This is a genomic window from Amylibacter sp. IMCC11727 (assembly GCF_029854195.1).
Classification (GTDB): Bacteria; Pseudomonadota; Alphaproteobacteria; order Rhodobacterales; family Rhodobacteraceae; genus Amylibacter.
Genome location: NZ_CP122960.1, coordinates 357,164 through 378,499 on the forward strand (window position 1 = coordinate 357,164; position 21,336 = coordinate 378,499).

General features: G+C 53.9%; 20 protein-coding genes. 7 read left to right on the forward strand and 13 right to left on the reverse strand.

Annotated features, from left to right (window positions below; all coding sequences use genetic code 11):
* Positions 1 to 37: 37 nt before the first annotated feature.
* On the forward strand, positions 38 to 922 hold the full coding sequence (locus QBD29_RS01910; RefSeq protein ID WP_280099648.1) for an epimerase: 885 nt from the start codon (positions 38 to 40) through the stop codon (positions 920 to 922).
* Here QBD29_RS01910 and QBD29_RS01915 read toward each other — a convergent pair.
* The 4 genes from QBD29_RS01915 to leuC all read right to left on the reverse strand — a co-directional run bounded on the left by QBD29_RS01915 (position 869) and on the right by leuC (position 5,048).
* Positions 869 to 1,993, reverse strand: a complete 1,125-nt coding sequence (locus tag QBD29_RS01915; protein WP_280099649.1) for an endonuclease/exonuclease/phosphatase family protein — start codon at positions 1,991 to 1,993, stop codon at positions 869 to 871. The genes QBD29_RS01910 and QBD29_RS01915 overlap by 54 nt on opposite strands.
* Complete coding sequence (locus QBD29_RS01920) at positions 1,993 to 2,754, reverse strand: hypothetical protein (RefSeq protein ID WP_280099650.1); 762 nt, start codon at positions 2,752 to 2,754, stop codon at positions 1,993 to 1,995. The genes QBD29_RS01915 and QBD29_RS01920 overlap by 1 nt, the downstream gene beginning before the upstream one ends.
* Positions 2,755 to 3,021: 267 nt before the next feature.
* Entirely contained in the window at positions 3,022 to 3,627 is a 606-nt protein-coding gene (leuD, locus tag QBD29_RS01925) for a 3-isopropylmalate dehydratase small subunit (RefSeq protein WP_280099651.1), read from the reverse strand.
* A gap of 11 nt (positions 3,628 to 3,638) precedes the next feature.
* Complete coding sequence (gene leuC / locus QBD29_RS01930; RefSeq protein ID WP_280099652.1) at positions 3,639 to 5,048, reverse strand: 3-isopropylmalate dehydratase large subunit; 1,410 nt, start codon at positions 5,046 to 5,048, stop codon at positions 3,639 to 3,641.
* Between the two features lie 260 nt (positions 5,049 to 5,308).
* Between leuC and QBD29_RS01935 the strand changes: the two genes are divergently transcribed.
* From QBD29_RS01935 to QBD29_RS01945, 3 genes are all read left to right on the forward strand, one after another.
* Positions 5,309 to 6,694: a mechanosensitive ion channel domain-containing protein gene (locus QBD29_RS01935; protein WP_280099653.1), complete on the forward strand. Its 1,386-nt coding sequence runs from the start codon at positions 5,309 to 5,311 to the stop codon at positions 6,692 to 6,694.
* A gap of 219 nt (positions 6,695 to 6,913) precedes the next feature.
* On the forward strand, positions 6,914 to 8,299 hold the full coding sequence (locus QBD29_RS01940) for a leucyl aminopeptidase family protein (protein ID WP_280099654.1): 1,386 nt from the start codon (positions 6,914 to 6,916) through the stop codon (positions 8,297 to 8,299).
* Positions 8,299 to 9,111: an NlpC/P60 family protein gene (locus QBD29_RS01945; RefSeq protein WP_280099655.1), complete on the forward strand. Its 813-nt coding sequence runs from the start codon at positions 8,299 to 8,301 to the stop codon at positions 9,109 to 9,111. Before QBD29_RS01940 ends, QBD29_RS01945 begins: the two co-directional genes overlap by 1 nt.
* On the opposite strand, the gene QBD29_RS01950 is transcribed toward QBD29_RS01945, so the two are convergent.
* Together QBD29_RS01950 and hspQ are read right to left on the reverse strand one after the other, a co-directional pair.
* Positions 9,108 to 9,452, reverse strand: a complete 345-nt coding sequence (locus QBD29_RS01950) for a DUF2794 domain-containing protein (protein WP_280099656.1) — start codon at positions 9,450 to 9,452, stop codon at positions 9,108 to 9,110. The two genes, QBD29_RS01945 and QBD29_RS01950, sit on opposite strands and share 4 nt — an antisense overlap.
* Positions 9,453 to 9,956: 504 nt before the next feature.
* Positions 9,957 to 10,283, reverse strand: coding sequence for a heat shock protein HspQ (gene hspQ, locus QBD29_RS01955; RefSeq protein ID WP_280099657.1), 327 nt, complete (start codon positions 10,281 to 10,283; stop codon positions 9,957 to 9,959).
* A gap of 98 nt (positions 10,284 to 10,381) precedes the next feature.
* Between hspQ and QBD29_RS01960 the strand changes: the two genes are divergently transcribed.
* Both QBD29_RS01960 and QBD29_RS01965 read left to right on the forward strand, forming a co-directional pair.
* Positions 10,382 to 11,263 (forward strand): AEC family transporter, encoded by an 882-nt coding sequence (locus QBD29_RS01960; protein ID WP_280099658.1) that lies wholly within the window; start codon positions 10,382 to 10,384, stop codon positions 11,261 to 11,263.
* 85 nt (positions 11,264 to 11,348) lie between these two features.
* Positions 11,349 to 11,930 (forward strand): transglycosylase SLT domain-containing protein, encoded by a 582-nt coding sequence (locus QBD29_RS01965; RefSeq protein ID WP_280099659.1) that lies wholly within the window; start codon positions 11,349 to 11,351, stop codon positions 11,928 to 11,930.
* Positions 11,931 to 11,946: 16 nt separating this feature from the next.
* Here the strand turns inward: QBD29_RS01965 and QBD29_RS01970 are convergent, their stop codons facing one another.
* The 4 genes from QBD29_RS01970 to QBD29_RS01985 form a co-directional block, all read right to left on the reverse strand.
* Positions 11,947 to 12,498: an outer membrane lipoprotein carrier protein LolA gene (locus tag QBD29_RS01970; protein WP_280099660.1), complete on the reverse strand. Its 552-nt coding sequence runs from the start codon at positions 12,496 to 12,498 to the stop codon at positions 11,947 to 11,949.
* A 144-nt stretch (positions 12,499 to 12,642) separates the two neighbouring features.
* On the reverse strand, positions 12,643 to 15,381 hold the full coding sequence (locus QBD29_RS01975) for a DNA translocase FtsK (RefSeq protein ID WP_280099661.1): 2,739 nt from the start codon (positions 15,379 to 15,381) through the stop codon (positions 12,643 to 12,645).
* A 4-nt stretch (positions 15,382 to 15,385) separates the two neighbouring features.
* A complete protein-coding gene (locus QBD29_RS01980) occupies positions 15,386 to 16,570 on the reverse strand; it encodes an aminotransferase class I/II-fold pyridoxal phosphate-dependent enzyme (protein ID WP_280099662.1) in 1,185 nt (394 codons plus the stop codon).
* Positions 16,571 to 16,702: 132 nt separating this feature from the next.
* Positions 16,703 to 18,037, reverse strand: coding sequence for an amidase family protein (locus QBD29_RS01985; RefSeq protein ID WP_280099663.1), 1,335 nt, complete (start codon positions 18,035 to 18,037; stop codon positions 16,703 to 16,705).
* Positions 18,038 to 18,118: 81 nt separating this feature from the next.
* Here QBD29_RS01985 and QBD29_RS01990 point away from each other — a divergent pair, with 81 nt between their 5' ends.
* On the forward strand, positions 18,119 to 19,345 hold the full coding sequence (locus QBD29_RS01990) for an FAD-dependent monooxygenase (RefSeq protein WP_280101015.1): 1,227 nt from the start codon (positions 18,119 to 18,121) through the stop codon (positions 19,343 to 19,345).
* A 168-nt stretch (positions 19,346 to 19,513) separates the two neighbouring features.
* Here QBD29_RS01990 and QBD29_RS01995 read toward each other — a convergent pair whose 3' ends face one another.
* From QBD29_RS01995 to trxA, 3 genes are read right to left on the reverse strand one after another with little or no spacing between them, the layout of a single operon-like run.
* Entirely contained in the window at positions 19,514 to 19,699 is a 186-nt protein-coding gene (locus QBD29_RS01995; protein ID WP_280099664.1) for a Trm112 family protein, read from the reverse strand.
* Entirely contained in the window at positions 19,696 to 20,343 is a 648-nt protein-coding gene (locus QBD29_RS02000; RefSeq protein ID WP_280099665.1) for an LON peptidase substrate-binding domain-containing protein, read from the reverse strand. The genes QBD29_RS01995 and QBD29_RS02000 overlap by 4 nt, the downstream gene beginning before the upstream one ends.
* Positions 20,344 to 20,369: 26 nt before the next feature.
* The gene (trxA, locus tag QBD29_RS02005; protein ID WP_280099666.1) at positions 20,370 to 21,281 is read right to left on the reverse strand and encodes a thioredoxin; all 912 of its coding nucleotides are present in this window, start codon (positions 21,279 to 21,281) and stop codon (positions 20,370 to 20,372) included.
* Positions 21,282 to 21,336: the final 55 nt, after the last annotated feature.

The following is a 21,336-nucleotide window of genomic DNA, read 5'->3' on the forward strand; positions in this document are numbered from 1 at the left end:
ATAGGTTTGGGTTAGACAGTTTTGGAAAGGAAACGATATGACACAAACTGCTTTAATCCTTGGCCCGACGGGTAAATTTGGGCGCAACATGGCGTTGGCTTTTGAAAATGCAGGGTGGGCCGTGCGGCGATTCGATCGCAAAACGGATGATTTGCTCACCGCAGTGAATGGTGTGGACGTTATCGTGCAGGGCTGGCATCCGTCTTATGAATTGTGGGCCAAAGACGTGCCCGTGCTGACCGCGCGGGTGATTGACGCGGCGCAGCGATCAGGGGCCACAGTGTTGATCCCAGGCAATGTGTATGTGTATGGCGCAGACGCACCTGCCGTATGGAACGAAGACACACCGCACGCCGCGACAAATCCATTGGGGCGCATTCGCACGGAAATGGAAGCCACCTTCAAAGCCAGTGGCGTGCGTACAATTATTCTGCGCGCAGGGGATTTTCTGGATACCGTTCCATCGGGCAATTGGTTTGATAGGATCATTGTTAAGAACCTGTCTAAAGGGAAGTTCGCCTACCCCGGGCCCACGGATATCCCACGGTCTTGGGCGTATTTACCAGATATGTGCCGTGCGTTTGTGATGCTGGCTGAAAGACGGGCAGAGCTGCCTGTGTTTACCACGCTGAACTATGAAGGGTACACGATGAGCGGGCAGCGGATGGCGAAGATTCTGGGGGTAAATGCAGGGCAGATGAGTTGGTGGCCGCTGTATCTGCTGATACCGTTTTGGAAGCTGGCGCGGCCAATCATCGAAATGCGGTATCTGTGGAATAAACCGCATCAGATGGACGGATCTGCTTTGCGTAAGCTGTTGCCCGATTTTGTGGAAACACCGATGGAAGAGGCGGTGCTGACTGCCGCATCATTCCAGATCAACCCAGACCAGCCGATGATCGGAGGACGCGCGACCGTCTGACCCGATCCATTCATATCCTAATTCATCAGGGGCTGGCCAAAAGACGCCGGCCCCTGTCACGTTGAGGGCTGTGGATGGAAGCACATAATCCACGCGCAGGTTTCCAGGGCCACCTTTGTCACGCCAATCGGCGGTGTCGGTGGCAGGGTCGGTTTTGTGGTTGTTGTTTGCGCCACCTTGGGTTTGCGCCGCAATTGCACCGCCGCTTGATCGGGGTTCTGGGTCCGTCACGTAGCCAGCGGTGAGTAGGGTTTGAATGGCGTCGTGGCTGCCGTCCCCATCATTTGGATCGGCGTTCAGATCGCCAAGGATTGCGAATCTTGCATCCGCATCAAATGTGTCGCGGATGTAGCGATCCCAAAACAGAATCTCGGCGCGGTTGCGTTTGCCGTTGCGATCTTCTGGTCCATCAAAAACGGGGGGTGTGGGATGGGATGCTAGGATGTGTAGCGTATCCCCTGTTGGCAAGGCGATGGGCACATCCCAGTGTCCCTTGGACGACAGGCGCAAACTGTTCGCGGCGGCGTCTGTGGGAAACAGGGATCCATCCGCATTGCGCGGCAAATCCGTATCGGGAACGTCTTTCCACAGGATGTCAGAAAAATCCTTCGTCTCTGCCAAGAGAACGGGATAGCGCGACACAAGAGCCATGGCATATTGGCCGCGAAAATTGCCAAACCCGTGGGCATCGGCGGGACCACCAAGTTTGCCATCGCCGTTCATGTCCATGCCACTGGGCAGGCCCACGTTCTGTGGCGGTGCATAGGTGTAGGGGTATCGAATACCCTTTCGATCACCGATGTCTTGGGCCAGCAGATCAAGAAACGCGATCAGCGCGAGGTTTTCGTAATCGTGATCCAGTTCGTTGATCAGCAAAATGTCAGGGCGCACCGTTTGAATGATGGCAACTACATTGCGGATTTGGGGATCGTTAAGCTGTTGAATATCCCGCAGCAAAAGGCCCGGACCTTTGCGGGTGAGTGACGCGTTGAAGGTTGCGATGCGCACGGGTTCAGCGTGAAGAGCGGTGCTGACCCAGACGAAAGCTGTGATCAGGACCCAACGAAACATTATGTGTCCTGTTCCTGTTCCAAATTCATCTGACCCACCAGATTTGCCACTTTATAAAGTGCTACAGATCGCAGGATAGACGCGGCTGGGACAAAGCACCAAATAGCGATCATCCACAAAAGAAGGAGCGAGTTGGTGGCCGTGATCGGTTGTAGCGGGCCCATAAAGACCAGCGCGGCCTGTGGAATCAAGAACGGTAAGCTGAGCCCGATGACCATGCTTACCAATGCGGATTGGCGCAGAGTTTGTTGGGTTTCGTCGTCAATGTTGCTGTCAAAATTTGGCATGTTCACCCAAAGGTTAAAGTTCTTGGCCTTTAGCGGCCAATGGAACATCCAAATAACAGTGCTGAACAGGATCAATGCCAAGAGCGTGATAGACAGCGCCAAAGCAGCGGCGTTTGAAAGCAAGATGCGGCCTTCGGTTTCCAGCTCTTGAGTCAGAGCATTAAAGAAGACGAGCGGACTGCCAGAAAATTCCCAGATGTTTGCGCTGGTGACGGCAAAGGATGACACGGCAATGGTGGTTGCCGTTTGTTCGACGGTGCCACGGAACGCAAATGCGATGGCCGTTAATAGCAATGCCAGCAACGCAAATCGGATACGGTTGTAGGGTGCGGCAAAGCGGAATTCGATCAGGCTGGGTGTGGTGAAGCCGTATTCAAACACAACAAAAGCCGCAGCAATCGCCGCCGACAAAATCGCAAGATCCGCCGCATTGGGGGATATTTCGGGTAATACAATCGCCGGCAATACAATCATTGCGGCAACTAGGGCGGCCCTTACGGACGCGCCTGCAAGCCTCGTCAACACTGCTCTCATCCTCTCGCCCAGTTCGTGCTGGGCTTTTGTATAGGCCTAAGCCTTATTTATGCCTTAATGAAACCGAAATTGGATTCTCGATCAAGACAAGATGGATAAAATTGTTAGGAATCAGAGGGTTTTGGGGCGGTGCTGTAGTAATCCTGCACCACCACAATATGGCCACATTTAACCGTGGCCATATCTATATATAGTGTGTGAGCGGATTTAGGCCCAAGGCGTCTTTGCGGCGTAGGTTGCCTCAAAGCTGTCGATGGATTTTTCCTTTTGCATTGTCAGGCCGATGTCATCTAAGCCATTGGCAAGGCAATGCTTTTTAAAGGCGTCCACTTCGAAAGAGAACTCGGTTCCATCGGTGGAGGAAACGGTTTGGTTTTCCAAATCCACGGAAATGCGTGCGTTTTCACCGCGCTCTGCGTCTTCCATCAAAACATCAACGGCTTCCTTGGGCAGAACCACGGGAAGGATGCCATTTTTAAAGCAGTTATTATAAAAAATGTCTGCAAAAGATGTTGAGATCACAACCTTGATGCCAAAATCTTTGAGCGCCCAAGGGGCGTGTTCGCGGGATGAGCCACAACCAAAGTTATCGCCAGCCACCAGAATTTCGGCAGAGCGATAAGCAGGTTTGTTTAGAACGAAATCTGCGATTTCTGATCCATCGCGGTTAAAGCGCATTTCATCAAACAGGTTCGCACCAAGGCCCGAGCGTTTGATGGTTTTCAGGAACTGCTTTGGGATGATCATATCGGTGTCGATATTGACCAGCGGCATTGGGGCAGCGACGCCCGATACGTTTTCGAATTTTTCCATCTGATCTCTCCTTAACCGAATTCACGGATGTCTGTGAGTTTACCCGTTACCGCTGCGGCGGCGGCCATGGCGGGGGACACGAGGTGGGTGCGGCCTTTGTAGCCTTGGCGGCCTTCAAAGTTGCGGTTGGAGGTCGACGCGCAGCGTTCACCTTCGGACAGCTGATCGGGGTTCATGGCAAGGCACATGGAACAGCCCGCCATACGCCATTCAAAACCAGCCTCTTTGAAGATGTCGGCAAGGCCTTCTTCTTCGGCTTGGGCGCGGACAAGGCCAGAGCCTGGAACGATCATGGCGCGCATGCCGTCCTTAATCTTTTTGCCTTTCAGAACCTCAGCTGCGGCACGCAAATCTTCGATGCGGCCGTTGGTGCAGGAGCCGATGAACACGGTGTCGATTTCAATGTCTGACAGTTTAGACCCTGGTGTCAGGCCCATATAATCGAGCGAGCGAGCCACCGCTTCGGATTTGCCTTCTGGGAAATCACTGGGGGATGGAACAACCGCATCAATGGGCAGCACGTCTTCTGGCGAGGTGCCCCATGTAACGGATGGTGCAATGTCTTCGCCCTTGAGAGTGATGACTTTGTCAAAGTGTGCGCCTTCGTCTGTGTAAAGCTCTTTCCAAGCTGTCACAGCCATTTCCCATTCGGCGCCTTTGGGGGCGTGTGGGCGACCTTTACAGTATTCGAACGTCTTTTCGTCAGGGGCGATCAGGCCAGCGCGTGCGCCGCCCTCAATCGCCATGTTACAGACAGTCATGCGCCCTTCCATGGACAGTTCTTCAATGGCTTGGCCACAATATTCGATCACATATCCTGTGCCGCCAGCTGTACCTGTGACACCGATCACGGACATGGTGATATCCTTGGCTGTAACGCCTGGACGCAAAGAGCCCGTGATTTCGACTTTCATGTTTTTGGATTTTTTCTGAATCAGCGTTTGCGTGGCCAGAACGTGTTCTACCTCGGATGTGCCGATGCCATGCGCCAATGCGCCAAATGCGCCGTGGGTGGCGGTGTGGCTGTCACCGCAAACAACTGTCATGCCTGGCAAAGTCCAGCCTTGTTCTGGGCCAACGATGTGGACGATGCCTTGGCGTACGTCGTTCACCGGATAGTAGTGCAGGCCAAATTCCTTGGCGTTTTTGTCCAGCGCCTCTACTTGGATGCGGCTGTCTTCGGTCATGGTTTCGGCGTTGGCGCGATCCAGTGTTGTTGGCACGTTGTGATCTGGCACAGCGATTGTTTTTTCAGGAGCGCGCACTGTGCGGCCCGCCATGCGCAGACCTTCGAATGCTTGGGGTGAGGTCACTTCGTGAACGAGGTGGCGGTCAATGTAGAGCAGGCATGTGCCGTCTTCGGCTTCGTGGGCAACATGGGCGTCCCAGATTTTATCATAGAGTGTTTTAGGTGCGGACATTTTGTATCCTCCGGCTGGAAATTTTGGCTGTGAGTTTAGGGGCGTAAAGGAATTACGCCGATAGCCCTGTGATGCGCGCAACGAGGCCGCCGTGGAAACGCCACGGCAGGCGGGTGCGGTCATCCATTGTGAATCTGATCATCATGGGCAGGGCATACCGTGTGGTAGGGATTCTCGCAAGGGGGGACGGTGTGAGAGGAATGCCCCTTATCAAATGTGGAAAATGCGTTATCCTGTAGGAAAATAATGAGAGCAGGCCCGTGGACGAAGACGAAACAAAACCAAGTACCGAAACAGTGACACCACCCGAAAGCACGGAGCCCGTGGCTGAGCTGCCAACGGTAGCGGAGCAATCTGCTATTGTTTTGGATATGTTTGACAAATTGGCCACGCGTTTGATGCAACCGTGGTCGGCGTATCAGTTGATGATCATTCTTGGGGTGATCTTTGTGGCGTGGTGTATCGCCCAATATTATCGCCCACGGGTGCGTGCAGCACTTGGCGCATCAAATGGGCTGCCAAAGTGGTTTTTGCGGTTCTGTTCCGTTCTGACGAAGTGGATGTGGCTGCTGGTGTTTGTAGTGTTGTCGTGGACCGTTGTGTTCGTGATGCGCGAAATGACTTGGCCGAGCCGATCCTATTTCGTGACCATTGCCGCGACGCTGGCGATGTGGTGGCTGGTGGTGGTTGTGACCACGCGGTTGATCCGTTCCAAATCGGCGCGATCTGTTGTGCGATGGCTGGTCGGCATATTTGTGGTGCTGGAGATTTTTGGCCTGCGCGAAACGGCAGCCAATGCACTGGATACCATCGCGCTTGATACTGGGGGCACACGGGTTTCGATGCTGACCGTCTTGGTGGCGGTTGTGTCGTTGGCGGTGCTGTTTGTGGTGGCCAGTTTCCTATCGAAAATCGGATCACGGCGGATCAACGGGATCGAGGATATGTCGCCGTCGATCCGTGTTCTGATGAACAAGGCCTTGCAATTGGGTCTCTATACGATTGCGTTCCTGATTGGTTTGCGCGTGGTTGGATTTGATATTGGCAATCTGGCGCTGTTGTCGGGTGCGATTGGTCTGGGTATCGGGTTTGGCTTGCAGAAAATCGTGTCGAACCTTGTGTCGGGTGTGATCATTCTGCTGGATAAATCCATTAAGCCTGGGGATGTGATTTCCCTTGATGGGACGTTTGGTTGGATCACGCAATTGGGCGCGCGCTATGCGTCTGTTTTGACGCGCGATGGGCGCGAATATCTGATCCCGAACGAAGATTTCATCACCAGCCAAGTGATCAACTGGTCCCATTCATCCGATCTGGTGCGTTTGGAAATTAAGTTTGGCGTGGCCTATGACAGTGATCCCCACATGGTGAAAAAGCTGGCGTCCGAGGCGCCATTACAAGTGTCACGCGTGGTAAAGATTCCAAAACCCGTGTGTCACATTGTAAACTTTGGGGATAGCAGCATTGATTTTACGCTGCGGTTTTGGATCCGTGACAGCACCGCTGGCCTGACCAATGTGCGGGGGGATGTATATTTGGCGCTGTGGGATACGCTGAAGGAAAACGAGATTGAAATTCCGTTCCCACGCCGCGATGTCACGATCCTGAATGATCCCCCGACACCTGCGCCTTTACCCAACGATTAAACTGAATGCGCCAAACGGCGCGGGCTTGCATCGCGCTTGTTTGGTTAATTTTCCTTTAACGCCGACACGTCCAAATAGACGTGTCGGCGTTAAGGGTTTGGTAAGGTGTGGGTTGGGAAATGTGAGTGATGTTCGCATGGAATTTCGTAAAACGCGAAAAAGGCATTTAACCCGCCAAAGGAATGAGAGTAGCGTGTGGCAAACCGCAAGGAGGTCCTTATGTCAGCCCAATTCGCCGCCCCAACAGATGCCGCAATCCCAATTGATGTGATTGCCTCAGATCAGTTTGAAACCTTTGAACAACAGGCCGCGCCTGAAACTGTTGCGTGGGCAAAGGCGAATGGGTTTACAGGCAAATTGGGCCAAGTGCTGTGTGTGCCATCGGGGAGCGGTATTTCACGGGCGTTGGTCGGTTGGGGCACAGAGAAAACGCGCACAAGGGATCGGCTGCATTTTGGGTACGCCGCGGTCAAACTGCCCGAAGGGGTTTATGCCATTGCTTCAGGTTTAGAAGATGACGCGCTGAACGAGGCTGCTTTGGCGTGGTTGTTGTCTGGTTATGTCTTTGATCGCTACAAAAAGAAGTCAGCTCCCAAGGCGCGGTTGGTTGCGCCACAGGGTGTGGATGCTGCACGGATAGAAGCGATTGTGGCAGGGGATTTCCTGACCCGTGATCTGATCAACATTCCTGCATCGGACATGGGACCAGAAGCGTTGGAGGCGGCGTTCCTAAAGGTTGCGCAGGAACATGGCGCAACAGCACAAGCGATTTGTGGGGATGATCTGTTGGCGCAGAACTTTCCGATGGTGCATGCAGTAGGGCGAGCATCCGATCAGGCGCCGCGCTTGCTTGATATGGTTTGGGGGGACGACACTGCCCCAAAGATAACGTTGGTGGGCAAAGGCGTTTGCTTTGATACGGGTGGCTTGAACATCAAACCTGGGGCGTCCATGGGATTGATGAAAAAGGATATGGGCGGCGCGGCAACCGTGCTGGGTTTGGCGCATATGATTATGACGCTTGGCATTCGGGTGCGATTGCGCGTGATTGTGCCTGCGGTGGAAAATTCGATTTCCGCAGGGGCGTTTCGTCCGCAGGACGTGCTGACATCACGCAAAGGTTTGACTGTCGAGATTAACAACACGGACGCCGAGGGACGGTTGGTTTTGGCGGATGCGCTGGCCTTGGCGGATGAAGAAACCCCTGATCTGTTGGTGTGCAAAGCAACGCTTACGGGGGCTGCGCGTGTGGCGCTGGGGCCAGATGTAATGCCGTACTATACCGATGATGATACGCTCGCCGCCGAGATCGCAACAGCGGGCGCTGCGGTGGCTGATCCTTTGTGGCGGATGCCGTTTTGGGAAGCGTATGAAGGGATGATTGAACCTGATGTGGCAGACCTCGACAATGCGCCTGCGGGTGGGTTTGCAGGGTCGATCACGGCGGCACTGTTCCTGCGTCGCTTTGTGGAAAACACTGCAAATTTTGTGCATTTGGATATCTATGGTTGGACCCCAAGCGCAAAACCTGGACGGACGAAAGGCGGGGCCTGTATGTCGGCCCGCGCCATGCTTGAAGTGATCGAAGCGAGGGCGGCCAAGTGATGGATCGGCGTGACTTTCGGTGCAATGGGACCGTGGCACATGCCAGTCTAAAAGGGCAGGTTGACGGTGTTGCGTTCGTGGATGGGCAGGCACAATCAGTTGCCGCGTCGGTCGCGGATTTGCTGGTGGCGCCGAATGGGGTATTGGATCGGCAGTTGATCTATGGCGAACGGTTTTGTGTGCTGGATTATCAAGACGGATTTGCGTTCGGCTTTGCGGTGCCCAGCGGCTTTGTTGGGTACGTTAGGCAGGACCAGTTGCAGGATCAAACCGCACCGACCCACCGTGTCGTGACTTTGGGTGCGCACATTTATCCAACGCGATCTATCAAGACGACGCCGGTAATGGCGCTGCCGTTTGGGGCAGTGATGCAGGCATCGGATCAGGCTGATGGTTTCTGGCGCGTTGGGGATGGATATATCCCCGTGCAGCAAGTGCAGGAAATTGACACCCACGAGGATGATACAGCTGCTACGGCACTGCGTTTCTTGGGTGTGCCATACCTTTGGGGCGGGGACAGCAATTGGGGGCTTGATTGTTCGGGGCTGGTGCATGCCGCTTTGCGAGCTGCGGGACGGGATTGTCCGCGCGACAGTGATCAGCAAGAGGCGTTTTTTGCCCCTGCTGACGGGCCAGCGCAGCGCGGTGATTTGGTGTTTTGGAAAGGCCATGTTGGCATGATGGTGGATAGGGACACCTTCGTTCACGCCAACGGACACCACATGGCGACCACGCTGGAGCCACTGGATGTGGTTAAAGCGCGAATAATGCAAGCAGAAGGCAAAGAGGTGACGTCGATCAGACGCCCCTAGTCAATTGCGCGGATGAGTTTGCGTTCCAACACGCGCAGCACGGTTTTCAGATCATTGCCGCGTTTCAAGATACGGCCATCCATACCGATAATGCAGTACATACCCTGCTTGCCCGCCAGTTTTGGGCGTTTTTCAATGCGGTAGAGCGCGTGTTCGGCTGTGCGGCGAAAGATCGAGAAGACCGCGACGTCGCGCAGGGCACTGATGCCATAATCACGCCATTCGCCTGCGGCCACCATACGGCCATAGAGTGAAATGATCGGACCAAGTTCTGTGCGATGAAAGTGGATCGCATCCGGAGCTTTGCCAGCAGGAAATTTGGTCACTGTGTGCATGTTCATGATCGGAGTTTGGGCCGTGTAAATGTTAAAGGCAAGTAAATATGCGTCGAAATTGCGGCGCGAAAAGACCCCTTTCTTGCCCCATTTGGATCACAGAATCGTCGCGTTAGGGTGCGAAAAGTGACTCACGCGTAAAGTGAGTAACGAGTAACAGCCCCGTACAGGCCGCCGTGTGTTGGCGAAGCTGGCGGGGTATTTCTCGGCTCACTTTTCGCGTTTTAGAAGGACCCTTTAGACGGAGCGCTCGCATAGGAATGATTGGAAAGGTATTGAGAAATCAAAATTTCACAATATTGCCTTATTCCTTCCCTGCATTTGCCCCGTTTGACCAGCATTCCTTTAGACAGAGCTGAAATATTGCTTGCATCCGACGCGGCGGCCATAACAGCCCCCACCCTTGATCGCCGCGTCGGATCACTTTCTCAAAACATCAAAAAAGGCCCCACGCGGTTCAGCGTAAGGCGTTTGCGATTCAAAAGATGACGGGATGCCGAATAGTCGGCGTTAGTTCATCTGAACATCGAGCTGATATTGCCCATTGTTCAACTCACCAAACATTGCGATGACCTCTGGGTGATCCACAGGTGCGCCAGACGTGTCTGAGACAAGATTTTGTTCGGATACATACGCCACATAATAAGAAGAATCGTTTTCAGCCAAAAGGTGATAAAATGGTTGTTCCTTGCGGGGACGTGCGTCTTCGGGGATGCTTTCCCACCATTCTTCAGTATTGGAAAAAGTTGGGTCCACGTCAAAAATAACACCGCGAAACGGGTGTTTGCGGTGGCGGACAACCTGTCCAATCGTGAATTTTGCTTCTGCGTGCAGCATCTTCGAACGTACTTCCCCAAACTCGAATCCCAACGATCCGATTGACATTTTGTCTTAAATTGGCGGAAAGATTGCAAGCAATTTTAAGGAAACAGTAGATGGCCCTTTTCTTAACAGTTCTGCAAATTGTGGCACCTGTTTTCCTTTTGGCGCTGATTGGCGTGGTCTGGGTTAAGCTGGGGTACGAGTACCGCGTGGCCTTTGTTACGCGGCTGGCAATGACCATTGGCGTGCCTGCGCTTATCTTTACATCGTTGATGAAGACAGAGATCGAACGGGGTGCTTTGTTCGATGTGGTTTGGGCGAGTTGTGCGGCCTACGCCGCTGTTACCGTTGTGTTTTTTGTTCTGGTAAAGCTCGGTCGATTGGATGTTCAAACCTTTCTTGCTCCTCTGATCTTTGGCAATACAGGCAATCTTGGTTTGCCACTGGCGTTGTTCGCTTTTGGGGAGGTGGGGCTTGGCTATGCCGTGGTGATTTTCGCGGTGATGGGGATTTACTCATTCACCTTTGGCATTTGGCTGGTGTCCGGTGGCGGATCCCCGCTCAAGGTGATTAAGGAGCCGTTGGTGGGGGCGACGCTGTTGGGCGGGTTGTTCATGGTGCAGGGCTGGCAAACGCCGATTTGGTTGACCAATACGTTGGAGCTGATTGGGCAAATGGCGATTCCGCTGATGCTGATTACGCTTGGCGTGGCTTTGGCCAGGCTGACACCTGAAAATGTAATCCGTGCGGTGGTGTTGTCCCTTGTAAAAGTGGTGATTTGTGCAGGGTTGGCGTTTGGAATTGGGCAATATTTTGAACTGGCGCCTGTGGCATTGGCTGTGCTGGTTTTGCAGGTGTCCACGCCTGTAGCTGTCACATCTTATTTGTTGGCAGAAAAATATGGGGCAGAGTCAGGTGAAGTGGCGGGCCTTGTGGTTGTGTCCACGCTTTTGTCGGTTGTGACAATTCCGATCACATTGGCGTTTTTGGTTTAATTGAGGCCACCAAACTCTTTATTTTTACACGCTAATAGTGTATTTCATCCTCAATACCGACGTTAGATCGGATGATGAGGCAGATATGAAATATAGCACGATCCTAATTGCGGTCCTGATCCTTGCCGCCTGCTCAGGTGGACGATCCGCACCGCCCCGAAATCTTGATAATGCGTGTGTCATGCTGAAGGAACGCAAGGGTTGGTCCCGCGATCTGAAAGCGATGGAACGCAAATGGGATGTCCCACGCGAGGTGATCCTTGCCACGATTTACCATGAGAGCCGATTTGTCGCCAAAGCCCGCACGCCCCGCAAATATGCGTTGGGTGTGATCCCGATGGGGCGTCAATCTTCGGCTTATGGTTACAGCCAGGCGCTGGATGGAACGTGGGATTGGTACAAAAAATCCACGGGCAAACGGTTTGCGCGCCGTGACAATTTTGGTGACGCGGTGGATTTCATGGGTTGGTACATGAACAAGACCAAGGAAAAGACCGGCGTGTCAAAATCCGATGCCTACAACCAGTACCTTGCGTATCACCAAGGGCACACAGGGTTTAACCGTGGCAGTTATCGCGGCAAACAGTGGTTGTTGAATGTGGCGGCGAAAAACCGAGCGCGTGCAAACATGTACGGGCAGCAACTGGCCACCTGCCGCCGACGGTAAAATGCAGTGACCTCCGTTAGCGGAGGTCGCCTTCTTTCACGATACGATCAATATCAAACAGGCGACCCGAAATGCGGGTCGTTTTGTCCAACTCCCCCAAAATCACCGTGGTTTTTTGCCCGCTTTCGTCTGTGACAATCCATTGGCGTAGTTCGGTTGGGCTGTCGGTGAAGACCAGTTTCACGTTGCCAAAGTTCGGGTTTTCGGGGTCTTGGGCCGTGATAGTTGTGGCGGTTCCATCGTGTTGATGGGCGGTGACCATGCCGCTGGCATTTAGGTTCACATTCCTTTTCAAGATAATGTGCAGCGGTGTTTTGTGCAGTGGATATTGTTGCGGGCCCGCGTTGGAACGATTGTCGAAAATGGCCAATCGGCTTTGCCCTGCAATGACCAGCGCGTCGTTGGGGGGTTCATATTCAAACCGCATCCGCCCAGGACGTTTGAGGTAAAACGTGCCTTTGGACAGGGTGCCATCAGGGTTCACTTGGGTGAACGCGCCCTTGGCGTTTGTGAGATTGTTCAAGTATTTCGAAATCTCGGCCAAAGACAGTGGCTTGGTATTAGCCAATGCCGGCGTTGCGAGCGGGAGCGCTGCAAGAGCGCCAAGAAAGGATCTTCGTTTCATCAGGTTAATATAGGGGGCGCGGGTCAGGGAAAAAACCCCGTCTGTAAACAAACCGTTGTGAGTCCCGCCGTGCGGCGGAATCTCGCTTTAGTGCTGTTCAGGGACGAGGATTTCACGTTTGCCCACATGGTTGGCTTGGGACACAACGCCCTGATCTTCCATTTCTTCGACCAGCTTCGCCGCTTTGTTATAGCCGATGGACAGCTTGCGCTGAATATAGCTGGTGGAGCATTTGCGATCTTTGATGACGATGGCCACAGCCTGATCGTAGAGCGCGTTTTCCCCGTTGGTGTTGCCACCAAGGCCAAGAACCGCGTCGATATCGCTTTCTTTGTCGTCAGCTGGGCCTTCGACCACGCCTGACACATATTCGGGTTCGCCGAATTGTTTCAGATGATTGACCACTTCTTCCACTTCTTCATCCGATGCAAATGGGGCGTGAACACGGGTCACTTTGCCTCCGCCCGCCATGTACAACATGTCGCCCATACCGAGCAGTTGCTCCGCACCCATTTCACCCAGAATGGTGCGGCTGTCGATTTTTGACGTCACTTGGAACGAAATCCGCGTTGGGAAGTTCGCTTTGATTGTACCGGTAATCACGTCAACGGATGGACGCTGGGTCGCCATGATCAGGTGAATGCCAGACGCACGGGCCATTTGGGCAAGGCGCTGAATGCAGGCTTCGATTTCTTTGCCTGCAACCATCATCAGGTCGGCCATTTCATCCACGATCACAACGATGAAAGGCATTTTTTCAGGTGTAAAGGTTTCCGTTTCAAACACGGGTTCGCCCGTGTCATCGTCAAACCCTGTTTGTACGGTGCGGGTGAAATCCTCGCCTTTGGCCAGCGCTGCCTCGACACGGGCATTGTAGCCGCCGATGTTGCGCACGCCCATTTTGGACATTTTGCGATAGCGCTCTTCCATTTCGCCAACAACCCATTTCAAAGCGACAACGGCCTTTTTCGGGTCGGTCACTACGGGGGATAGAAGGTGTGGGATGCCGTCATACACAGACAGTTCCAGCATCTTTGGATCGATCATAATCATGCGGCATTCTTCTGGTGACAGCTTGTACAGCAGTGACAGGATCATCGTGTTGATCGCCACAGATTTACCAGAGCCTGTCGTACCTGCGATCAGCAAGTGAGGCATTTTCGCAAGGTTTGCGATTTGGGATTTGCCGCCGATGTCTTTGCCAAGCGCAAGAGGCAGACCGTGATCGCCATCGCCGTAATCACGGGATGCCAGCAGTTCGCGCAACAATACTGTTTCGCGGTTTTCATTCGGCAGTTCGATGCCAATAACGGACTTTCCGGGCACGGTAGATACACGTGCGGACAGGGCCGACATAGATCGCGCGATGTCATCGGCCAAGCCGATCACGCGGGATGCCTTGAGGCCTGGCGCGGGTTCTAGTTCGTACATGGTTACAACGGGGCCAGGACGTACAGATACGATATCGCCTTTGACACCATAGTCATCGAGCACGCTTTCGAGCATACGCGCGTTTTCTTCCAAAGCTTCGTCAGACAATTGATGGCGAACGATGGTTGTTGGGTTTGCCAACAATTCCAGCGGTGGTGTTTCATAGTCTGTTTGTGGCTGCTTAAACAGGCTCGGCTGTGCCTCTGCTTTGGCTTTTTTGCTTTGCTGAACAGGGGCTTGCGATCGTGGCTTCACAACAGATTTTTGTTCTGTGGCGGGCGCACGGTGGCGTGACATAAATGTTGGAATGGGCTGTTCTTCTTCTGCACCACGAGATGCGCCACCCAGTGACGGGGCCGCTGGGTCTTCAAAATCGGGTTGTTCGCGAAAGATGTTTTCTGTCACGACAGGTTCATCGGCAACGCGCAAAGTGCGGGCGCGCAGAACTTTGGACTTAATGGCATCGTTGATGCGATTGCGCACACGATCTTGTTCTTCGTCATCTTCAGCGGTGAGATCAATGACTTCATCAAGATCACTGGCAGGGGCATCTTTGCGCAGGGTTGGAAGTTTGAATTTTGGCACAGACCAAGATTTGGCTGTTGGTGCTTGCTCTGCTGGCTTGCCCCCTGTTGCGGGCTCTTCTGGCATGCCGCGCAGGGTTTCAACAGTTTGGGTTTCGGCGTTTGCTTCGCGACGGGCATCAATCGTTGCCTTAGCCGCCAATGCCCCTTTGGCCCCACCGCGTGCGACAAAGCCAAGAATGGTGACAATCGACGCGTACGTCAGGATAATCGCAATCAACGAATAATGTGCGATGTAACGCAGTTCTAATTTTGAAAAACCAAGTGTAAACAACCCTGTTACAATGAACAGCGCACCCAAAGCCAAAGACACAACGATCAAACGAATGGTCAGGCTGAGCGGAACCAAATCCATCACAATGCCAAGGGCGGCGTCCCCTGACAGGCCGCCAAGACCAAAGCCATGAGGCCAGATAGACGGTGGCACATGTGTGGCAAGGAAAATGGCGCTGACTGCCAAGAAAACAGGGATCACAACAGCGCGACCGATGAGGCGCGTATCGCCCAGATGCAGGACAAAGCGCGTACCCCACACAAACAACAAAAGTGGCATGCACCAAGAAGCCCAGCCAATGGCAAGGATTAGCTTGGACGCGATGCCTGCGCCAAAAGCGCCGAGCATGTTTTGAGCGGGTTGGGATGTGGCCGAAGACCAACTGGGATCCGTGGGGGAATACGACCACAGCATCGCAGCAAACAGAATGGAAACGGCCACCATGGCCAATCCAATCAGTTCACGACCGCGTTTGCGGATCGCTTCTTGCATGTGTGTTTCCAAAAGTGGATCGCGTGACCGTGTTTGATACGCCATGTCCCTATCCCTCGTACAAATGGCGGCGAATTTCGTGCAATCCGCGCGTCATGTCATCAATTGGCGCGACCATCGCTGCACGGATATATCCGTGACCTGGATTGTGGCCGTCGACCTCTCTTCCTAGATACGCCCCGGGGAGTACTTTGACTCCAGACGCTTTCCAGAGTTTCAATGTGGCTTCTTCGCTGTCCTTCACGGGGAGCCACAGGAAAAACCCTGCTTGCGGTGGGACGTAGCCGTCCACATCGCCAAAAATCTCATCTGCCAGTTTGAATTTCGCACCGTACAGGGCGCGGTTTTCCACCACATGATCTTCGTCGCGCCAGCAGCGGATTGCGGCGTGCTGCAGTGGCAATGGCAGTGGTGTGCCTGCATAATTGCGCAGCTGTTTCATGGCCGCGATGTTTTGTGGGCCACTGGCGGCGAACCCAGACCGAAGACCGGGCAAATTGGATCGTTTGGATAGAGAATGAAAAATCACCAACCGTTCAGGGTTTGCGCCCATTTCGGTGGCAACTTCGATTGCACCCGTTGGGGCGTCGCCGCGATAAATCTCGGAATAGCATTCATCGGCAAAGACACGGAAATCATGTTTTTCAGCCAATTCCAGTAGGTTGCGCCAGTATTCTGATGTGGCCACAGCCCCTTGTGGGTTTGACGGTGAACACAGATACACAATGGTTGTGTTGTCGAGCGTTTCAGCGGACACCGTGGAAAAATCAGGCAAAAACCCATTTTCGGCGGTGGCGTTTACATAAACAGGGTTCGCGCCAGCAGTCATGGTGGCCACAGCGTAGACCTGATAAAACGGGTTGGGCATCAACACGTTTGGACGCTTGCCGTTTTTCACTTCGGGGCAGGTGGCGATACAGGCGTTGAACAGCCCTTCGCGTGTGCCGTTCAGGGTGATGATTTGCGTCGCTGCATCTAGTTTTACGTTGAACCGCTTGTTCACCCAATCGGCAATCGCAGACAACAGTTCAGCCGAGCCGTCATTGGGGGGGTAATTGGCAAAACCCGCTGCGTTCTTAACGATTTCTTCGGTGATAAACGTGGGAAACGGGTGTTTTGGCTCGCCCAAAGACATAGCCAATTCTTCTCCGCCTGCAGGATGGGAATCCAACAGCGCGCGTAAACGCGGGAAAGCGTATTCTGGCAGGTTCGAAAACCGCTCTGGAAATTGCATGTCTGCCTCAGGGTCTGGGGTCTAAACGCCCCGTTTGACTACACTTTAGCCAAAAGAGGCGGTTGCGCCAAATGTCTTTTGGCGATCATGGCAAATCTGTGGCTTTTTTGTCGTCTAGGCTGGGATTATGGCCTACCCGCGAAGGGCGGCTTCCATCGCATTGCCGATACGCAGCAGTTTTGCTTCGGAAAATGGGGCAGATAGAGCCATGAGCCCGACGCTTTTCTCATCCGTTGGCAAAGTCAGGGCGCACAGGCCCATCAGATTGCCGATACGGGTGTTGCGCAAGGCAAGCAAGTTCACGCGTTGATAATATTCACTGTCCGTTTCAAGCCGTTGTACATTTGGCGGCATCACGGGGGATGTAGGTGCGATAACTGCATCAAATGGCGCGGTTAGGGCGTTGTATTCGCGCCGCAATTGCATCATGCGTTTTTGCGCCCGCACGTAATCGACAGCTGAGTGGTTGAGGCCAATGCGGAACCGCTCGAGGATTTCAGGGAACATGACATCAGGGGTCGCTTCGATTTCTGTTTTCCATTCTGCGTAGGCTTCGCCTGTGAACAAGACGCTCGAAAGACCGAGGGCTTCAGGCATGAAAGGAATGTCGAGCTCGGTGATTTTTGCCCCTGCGGCGGTCAGTTTTGCAACGGTGGCGTCAAAGCCTTTCATCACGGTTGGGTCCACATCGTCGAGCGCGGATGTTTTGCAGATGGCAAAGTGGCGCCCCGCAAGTGTGGTGTTTTTTAAATCAGGAGCAGTGCCGCCTGTCATGGCTGCCAACAGGTGGCCAGCGTCTTCGACAGAGCGGCAGAGCGGGCCGATTGTGTCAAAGGATTCTGCGAGCGGGACGACGCCATTGAGAGAAACGAGTGTGGCAGTGGTTTTCAGGCCAACCAGATCGTTCCACGCGGAAGGAATGCGAACAGACCCGCCCGTGTCCGACCCGATACCAGCGGCAGCGGTGTTAAATGCCACGGATGCAGCCGCGCCAGAAGAGGAGCCACCCGGTGCGGCATCGTGATTATTAACGCAAGGAGGGGTAGCGGTGATTGGGTTCACTCCAAGGCCAGAAAACGCCAGTTCGGACATGTGGGTTTTCCCCATGCAAACCAGCCCGGCGCGGGTGGCACTGGCCAAGCATTCGCCGTCATGCTGAGGGACGCGGCCAGACAACAGATCGGAGCCTGCTTTGGTTTCTATCCCTGCGGTATCCACAAGGTCTTTCCAAGAAATCGGAACGCCATCCAACAACGAGCGGCGCAAGCCCATATCTGCGCGGGATTTGGCGGCGTTTGCTTCGGCCATGGCGCGATCGCGGGTGACATGGGTGTAAATTCGACTACTGAATTCGTGGGATTCAGCCGCATTAAGGTATGTTTCTGTCAATTCAACGGGATCAATATCGCCAGCGGCGATGCCACGGCCAAGGTCGCTTGCGGTTGCGGAAAGCCAAGTGTCTGACATGAGAAACCCTTTCGTCTTTTTCGTGACCGTAGCGGCGGAATGCCCAATGGACAATCCCAGCATTTGGGGCATATCTGGCGTATGAGTTTTGATACGGATATCCTGATTGTTGGCGGTGGGCTGAATGGCACGGCGCTGGCCTTGGCTTTGGCGCAGGTTGGTTTTGACAGCGTGATTGTTGACGCAATGCCAGTGGACGCGCGCAAAGATGCTGCATTTGACGGGCGGGGGTATGCGCTGGCGCTAACGTCACAACGGATGCTGCGCACGCTTGGCGTGTGGGATGCGGTGGCGGCCGACAGCCAGCCGATTTTGGATATCAAAGTGTCCGATGGGCGGCCAGGTGAGGGGGCATCCCCATATTTCGTGCATTTCGATCATACAGAAATCGAAGAAGGCCCGATGGGGCACATGATTGAGGATCGTTTTTTGCGCCGTGCCTTGCTGGATGGGATCGTAGCGGCGGGTCATGTGACCCATTTGGCAGGTGCTTCGGTCGTGGCGCATGATGTGGATGCTGGCGGTGTGACCATTACGCTTAAGGATGGGCGAACGTTGCGCGGGCGGATGTTGGTGGGCTGTGATGGACGGCAAAGTGCGGTGGCGCAGCGCAGCGGTATTCGGCGGATAGGTTGGCAATATGCGCAATCTTCGCTTGTGTGTGCGGTTGAACATGACTTGCCCCATCAAGGCTGTGCGCATCAGTTGTTTATGCCTGCTGGGCCGCTGGCGATTTTACCGTTGCCAGGCAACCGGTCTTCGATTGTGTGGACCGAAACTGCGGATCGGGCGGATGTCATTCACGGGCTGTCAGATGCGGAGTATCTGGCCTGTTTGCGTCCTTGTTTTGGCGAGTTTTTGGGGGATGTTTCGCTGGCAGGGGAACGTTTTAAGTATCCGCTTGGCTTGTCTTTGGCGCAATCTTTTGTGGCGGACCGTGTGGCCTTGGTTGGGGACGCGGCCCATGGCATTCATCCATTGGCTGGGCAGGGATTGAACCTTGGCCTGCGCGATGTGGCGGCATTGGCCGAAGTGCTGGCAGATGCGGCACGGCGGGGGCAGGACATAGGGTCACTCACAGCGTTGCAACCCTATGAGCAGTGGCGGCGATTTGATACGGCGGCTTTGGCTGTGGCAACGGATGGGATCAATCGCGTGTTTTCGAATGATAATCCGTTGTTGCGTGGTCTGCGGGATTTGGCGCTGGGGGCGGCAAATGCGGCCCCAACGGTGCGGCGCACAATGATCCGACAGGCGGCGGGATTAACGGGAGATTTGCCCCGATTGATGCAAGGCCGCGCGATTTAATCCAAAATTGGGTTCTTGTGCAATCGACGTATTCCTTAACGAATTCTAAAAGCCGACACGTCCAAATGAACGTGTCGACGTTAAGGGTTTGGTAAGAGGTGAGTGATGATTTTAGTGCAGCAAAAGAGATAGGATTACGCGAAAATTGCGTTCCAGAAAGGCGCTGAGTTAGTCCAATTTTCGCGCCTCATCGATCAGCAAAATCGGAATGCCGTTTCGGATCGGAAATGCCAGCTTTGCCTGAGGCGAGATCAATTCTTGCGCATCGGAATCGAGCGTGAGCGTGCAGTGTGTTTCGGGGCAGATCAGTGCCTCGAGCATTTTAACGTCGAATTTGGTTTCTGCTTGGCTCATTGCAAAAGATCATCGCCTGGATCGCCCGCCACTGCAAACTCCATCAATGTAACCAGAGTTTCACGGCGGTTCGCCAAATCAGGGGCTTCTAACAGTGCTTGTTTTTCGGCCGGTTCGAACGGGCACAACATCGACAGAGAGTTCACCAGTAATTCTTCGTCCGCCTCCTTGAGGCTGTCCCAATCGGTGGACAAAGACGTGGCATCGAAAAACCGCGACAGGGTTTTTAGAAATTTCGGTCGATCAAAGCGGGTGTCCACATCCGCACCGCCCCGATCCGCAGCAAAGCTGGACCAATCCACATCAGCGGTAAGATAGGGTTTAAAGCCGTGGTGCGCTGCAACCAAACGAAAGCGGCTGATCCCAGAAAGCGTGATCAGATACCGCCCGTCTTCGGTTTCAGAAAAAGATGTTATGCGACCCGCGCAGCCAATTTGTTGCAGACTGGTTTCCGTTTTGCCTTTGGGCGTTTCGCGTGGCTGGATCATCCCAATCAGGCGATGATCGGTTTTCAACGCGTCTTCGATCATGGCCAGATACCGCGGCTCAAAAATATTGAGCGGCAAGCGTGCCCGCGGCAAAAGCAGTGCGCTTGGCAGCGGGAACAAAGGAATGGTCGATGGAAAGTCAGTTATGGTCATCATAGGTCTGACATAGCCCTTTGATCGGTTTAGGCAAAAATCATCGACGACAATTTGCGACGGCCTGTTTTGGCCATTTCGTCCATCGGGCCGAGGCTGTCGAAGATTTTGAAAAGCTGTTCCTTCGCCGCGCCATCATTCCAGTCGCGGTCACGGCGAAACAGTTCTAAGAGCTCGTTGATGGCCTCTTCCATTTTGCCATCGCCCACATAGACAGTGGCGAGTTCTTGACGCGCGGCGTGGTCATCTGGGTTGGCTTCCAGTTTTGCCAGCAACTCCCCTGCTTCGCCTGCGTCTGCGGCACTGGCGGCCAATTCAAATTGGGCTTTGGCGGATTGTACATCGCTGTCTTCCGCAATTGCGGCAGGGATGTTCAGAACAAGTGTTTCGGCTTTTTCCAAATCGCCAAGCGCCATCAACGCGCGGATCAAACCTGCATAGGCCCCTGCATTTTCGGGTTCTTCATCCAGAACCGCAACAAAGGTTTGTGCGGCGTCTTCGGCAGCACCTTCGGCCAGCATTTCTTCTGCGGCGATCACAGCATCTGCCAGACCATTGTCCTGTTCTGGGGCAAGGTCGGCCATTTTTTTCACAAAGGCTTCGACTTCGGATGGGGGCAACGCGCCTTGGAATCCGTCAATGGGTTGGCCGTCTTGAAAGGCAAAGACCGTTGGAATGGATTGCACGCGCATTTGGCTGGCGATCATTTGGTTTTCGTCAACGTTGATTTTCACCATCTTTACCTTGCCGCCAGCTGCGGTCACTGCCGCCTCGAGCGCGGGGCCTAGCGTTTTGCATGGGCCACACCACGGGGCCCAGAAATCAACAATCACAGGCGTGGATTTCGATGCTTCGACAACATCGTCCATAAAGGTGGTTTCGTCCGTGTCTTTAATCAAATCACCAGCGGGGGCGGATTGGTTTGCGTTCAGTTCGAGCATTGGTCTCTCGTTTCAAAAATCTGAGGTTGATGCTGATTTAGGGGATTAAGCGCCA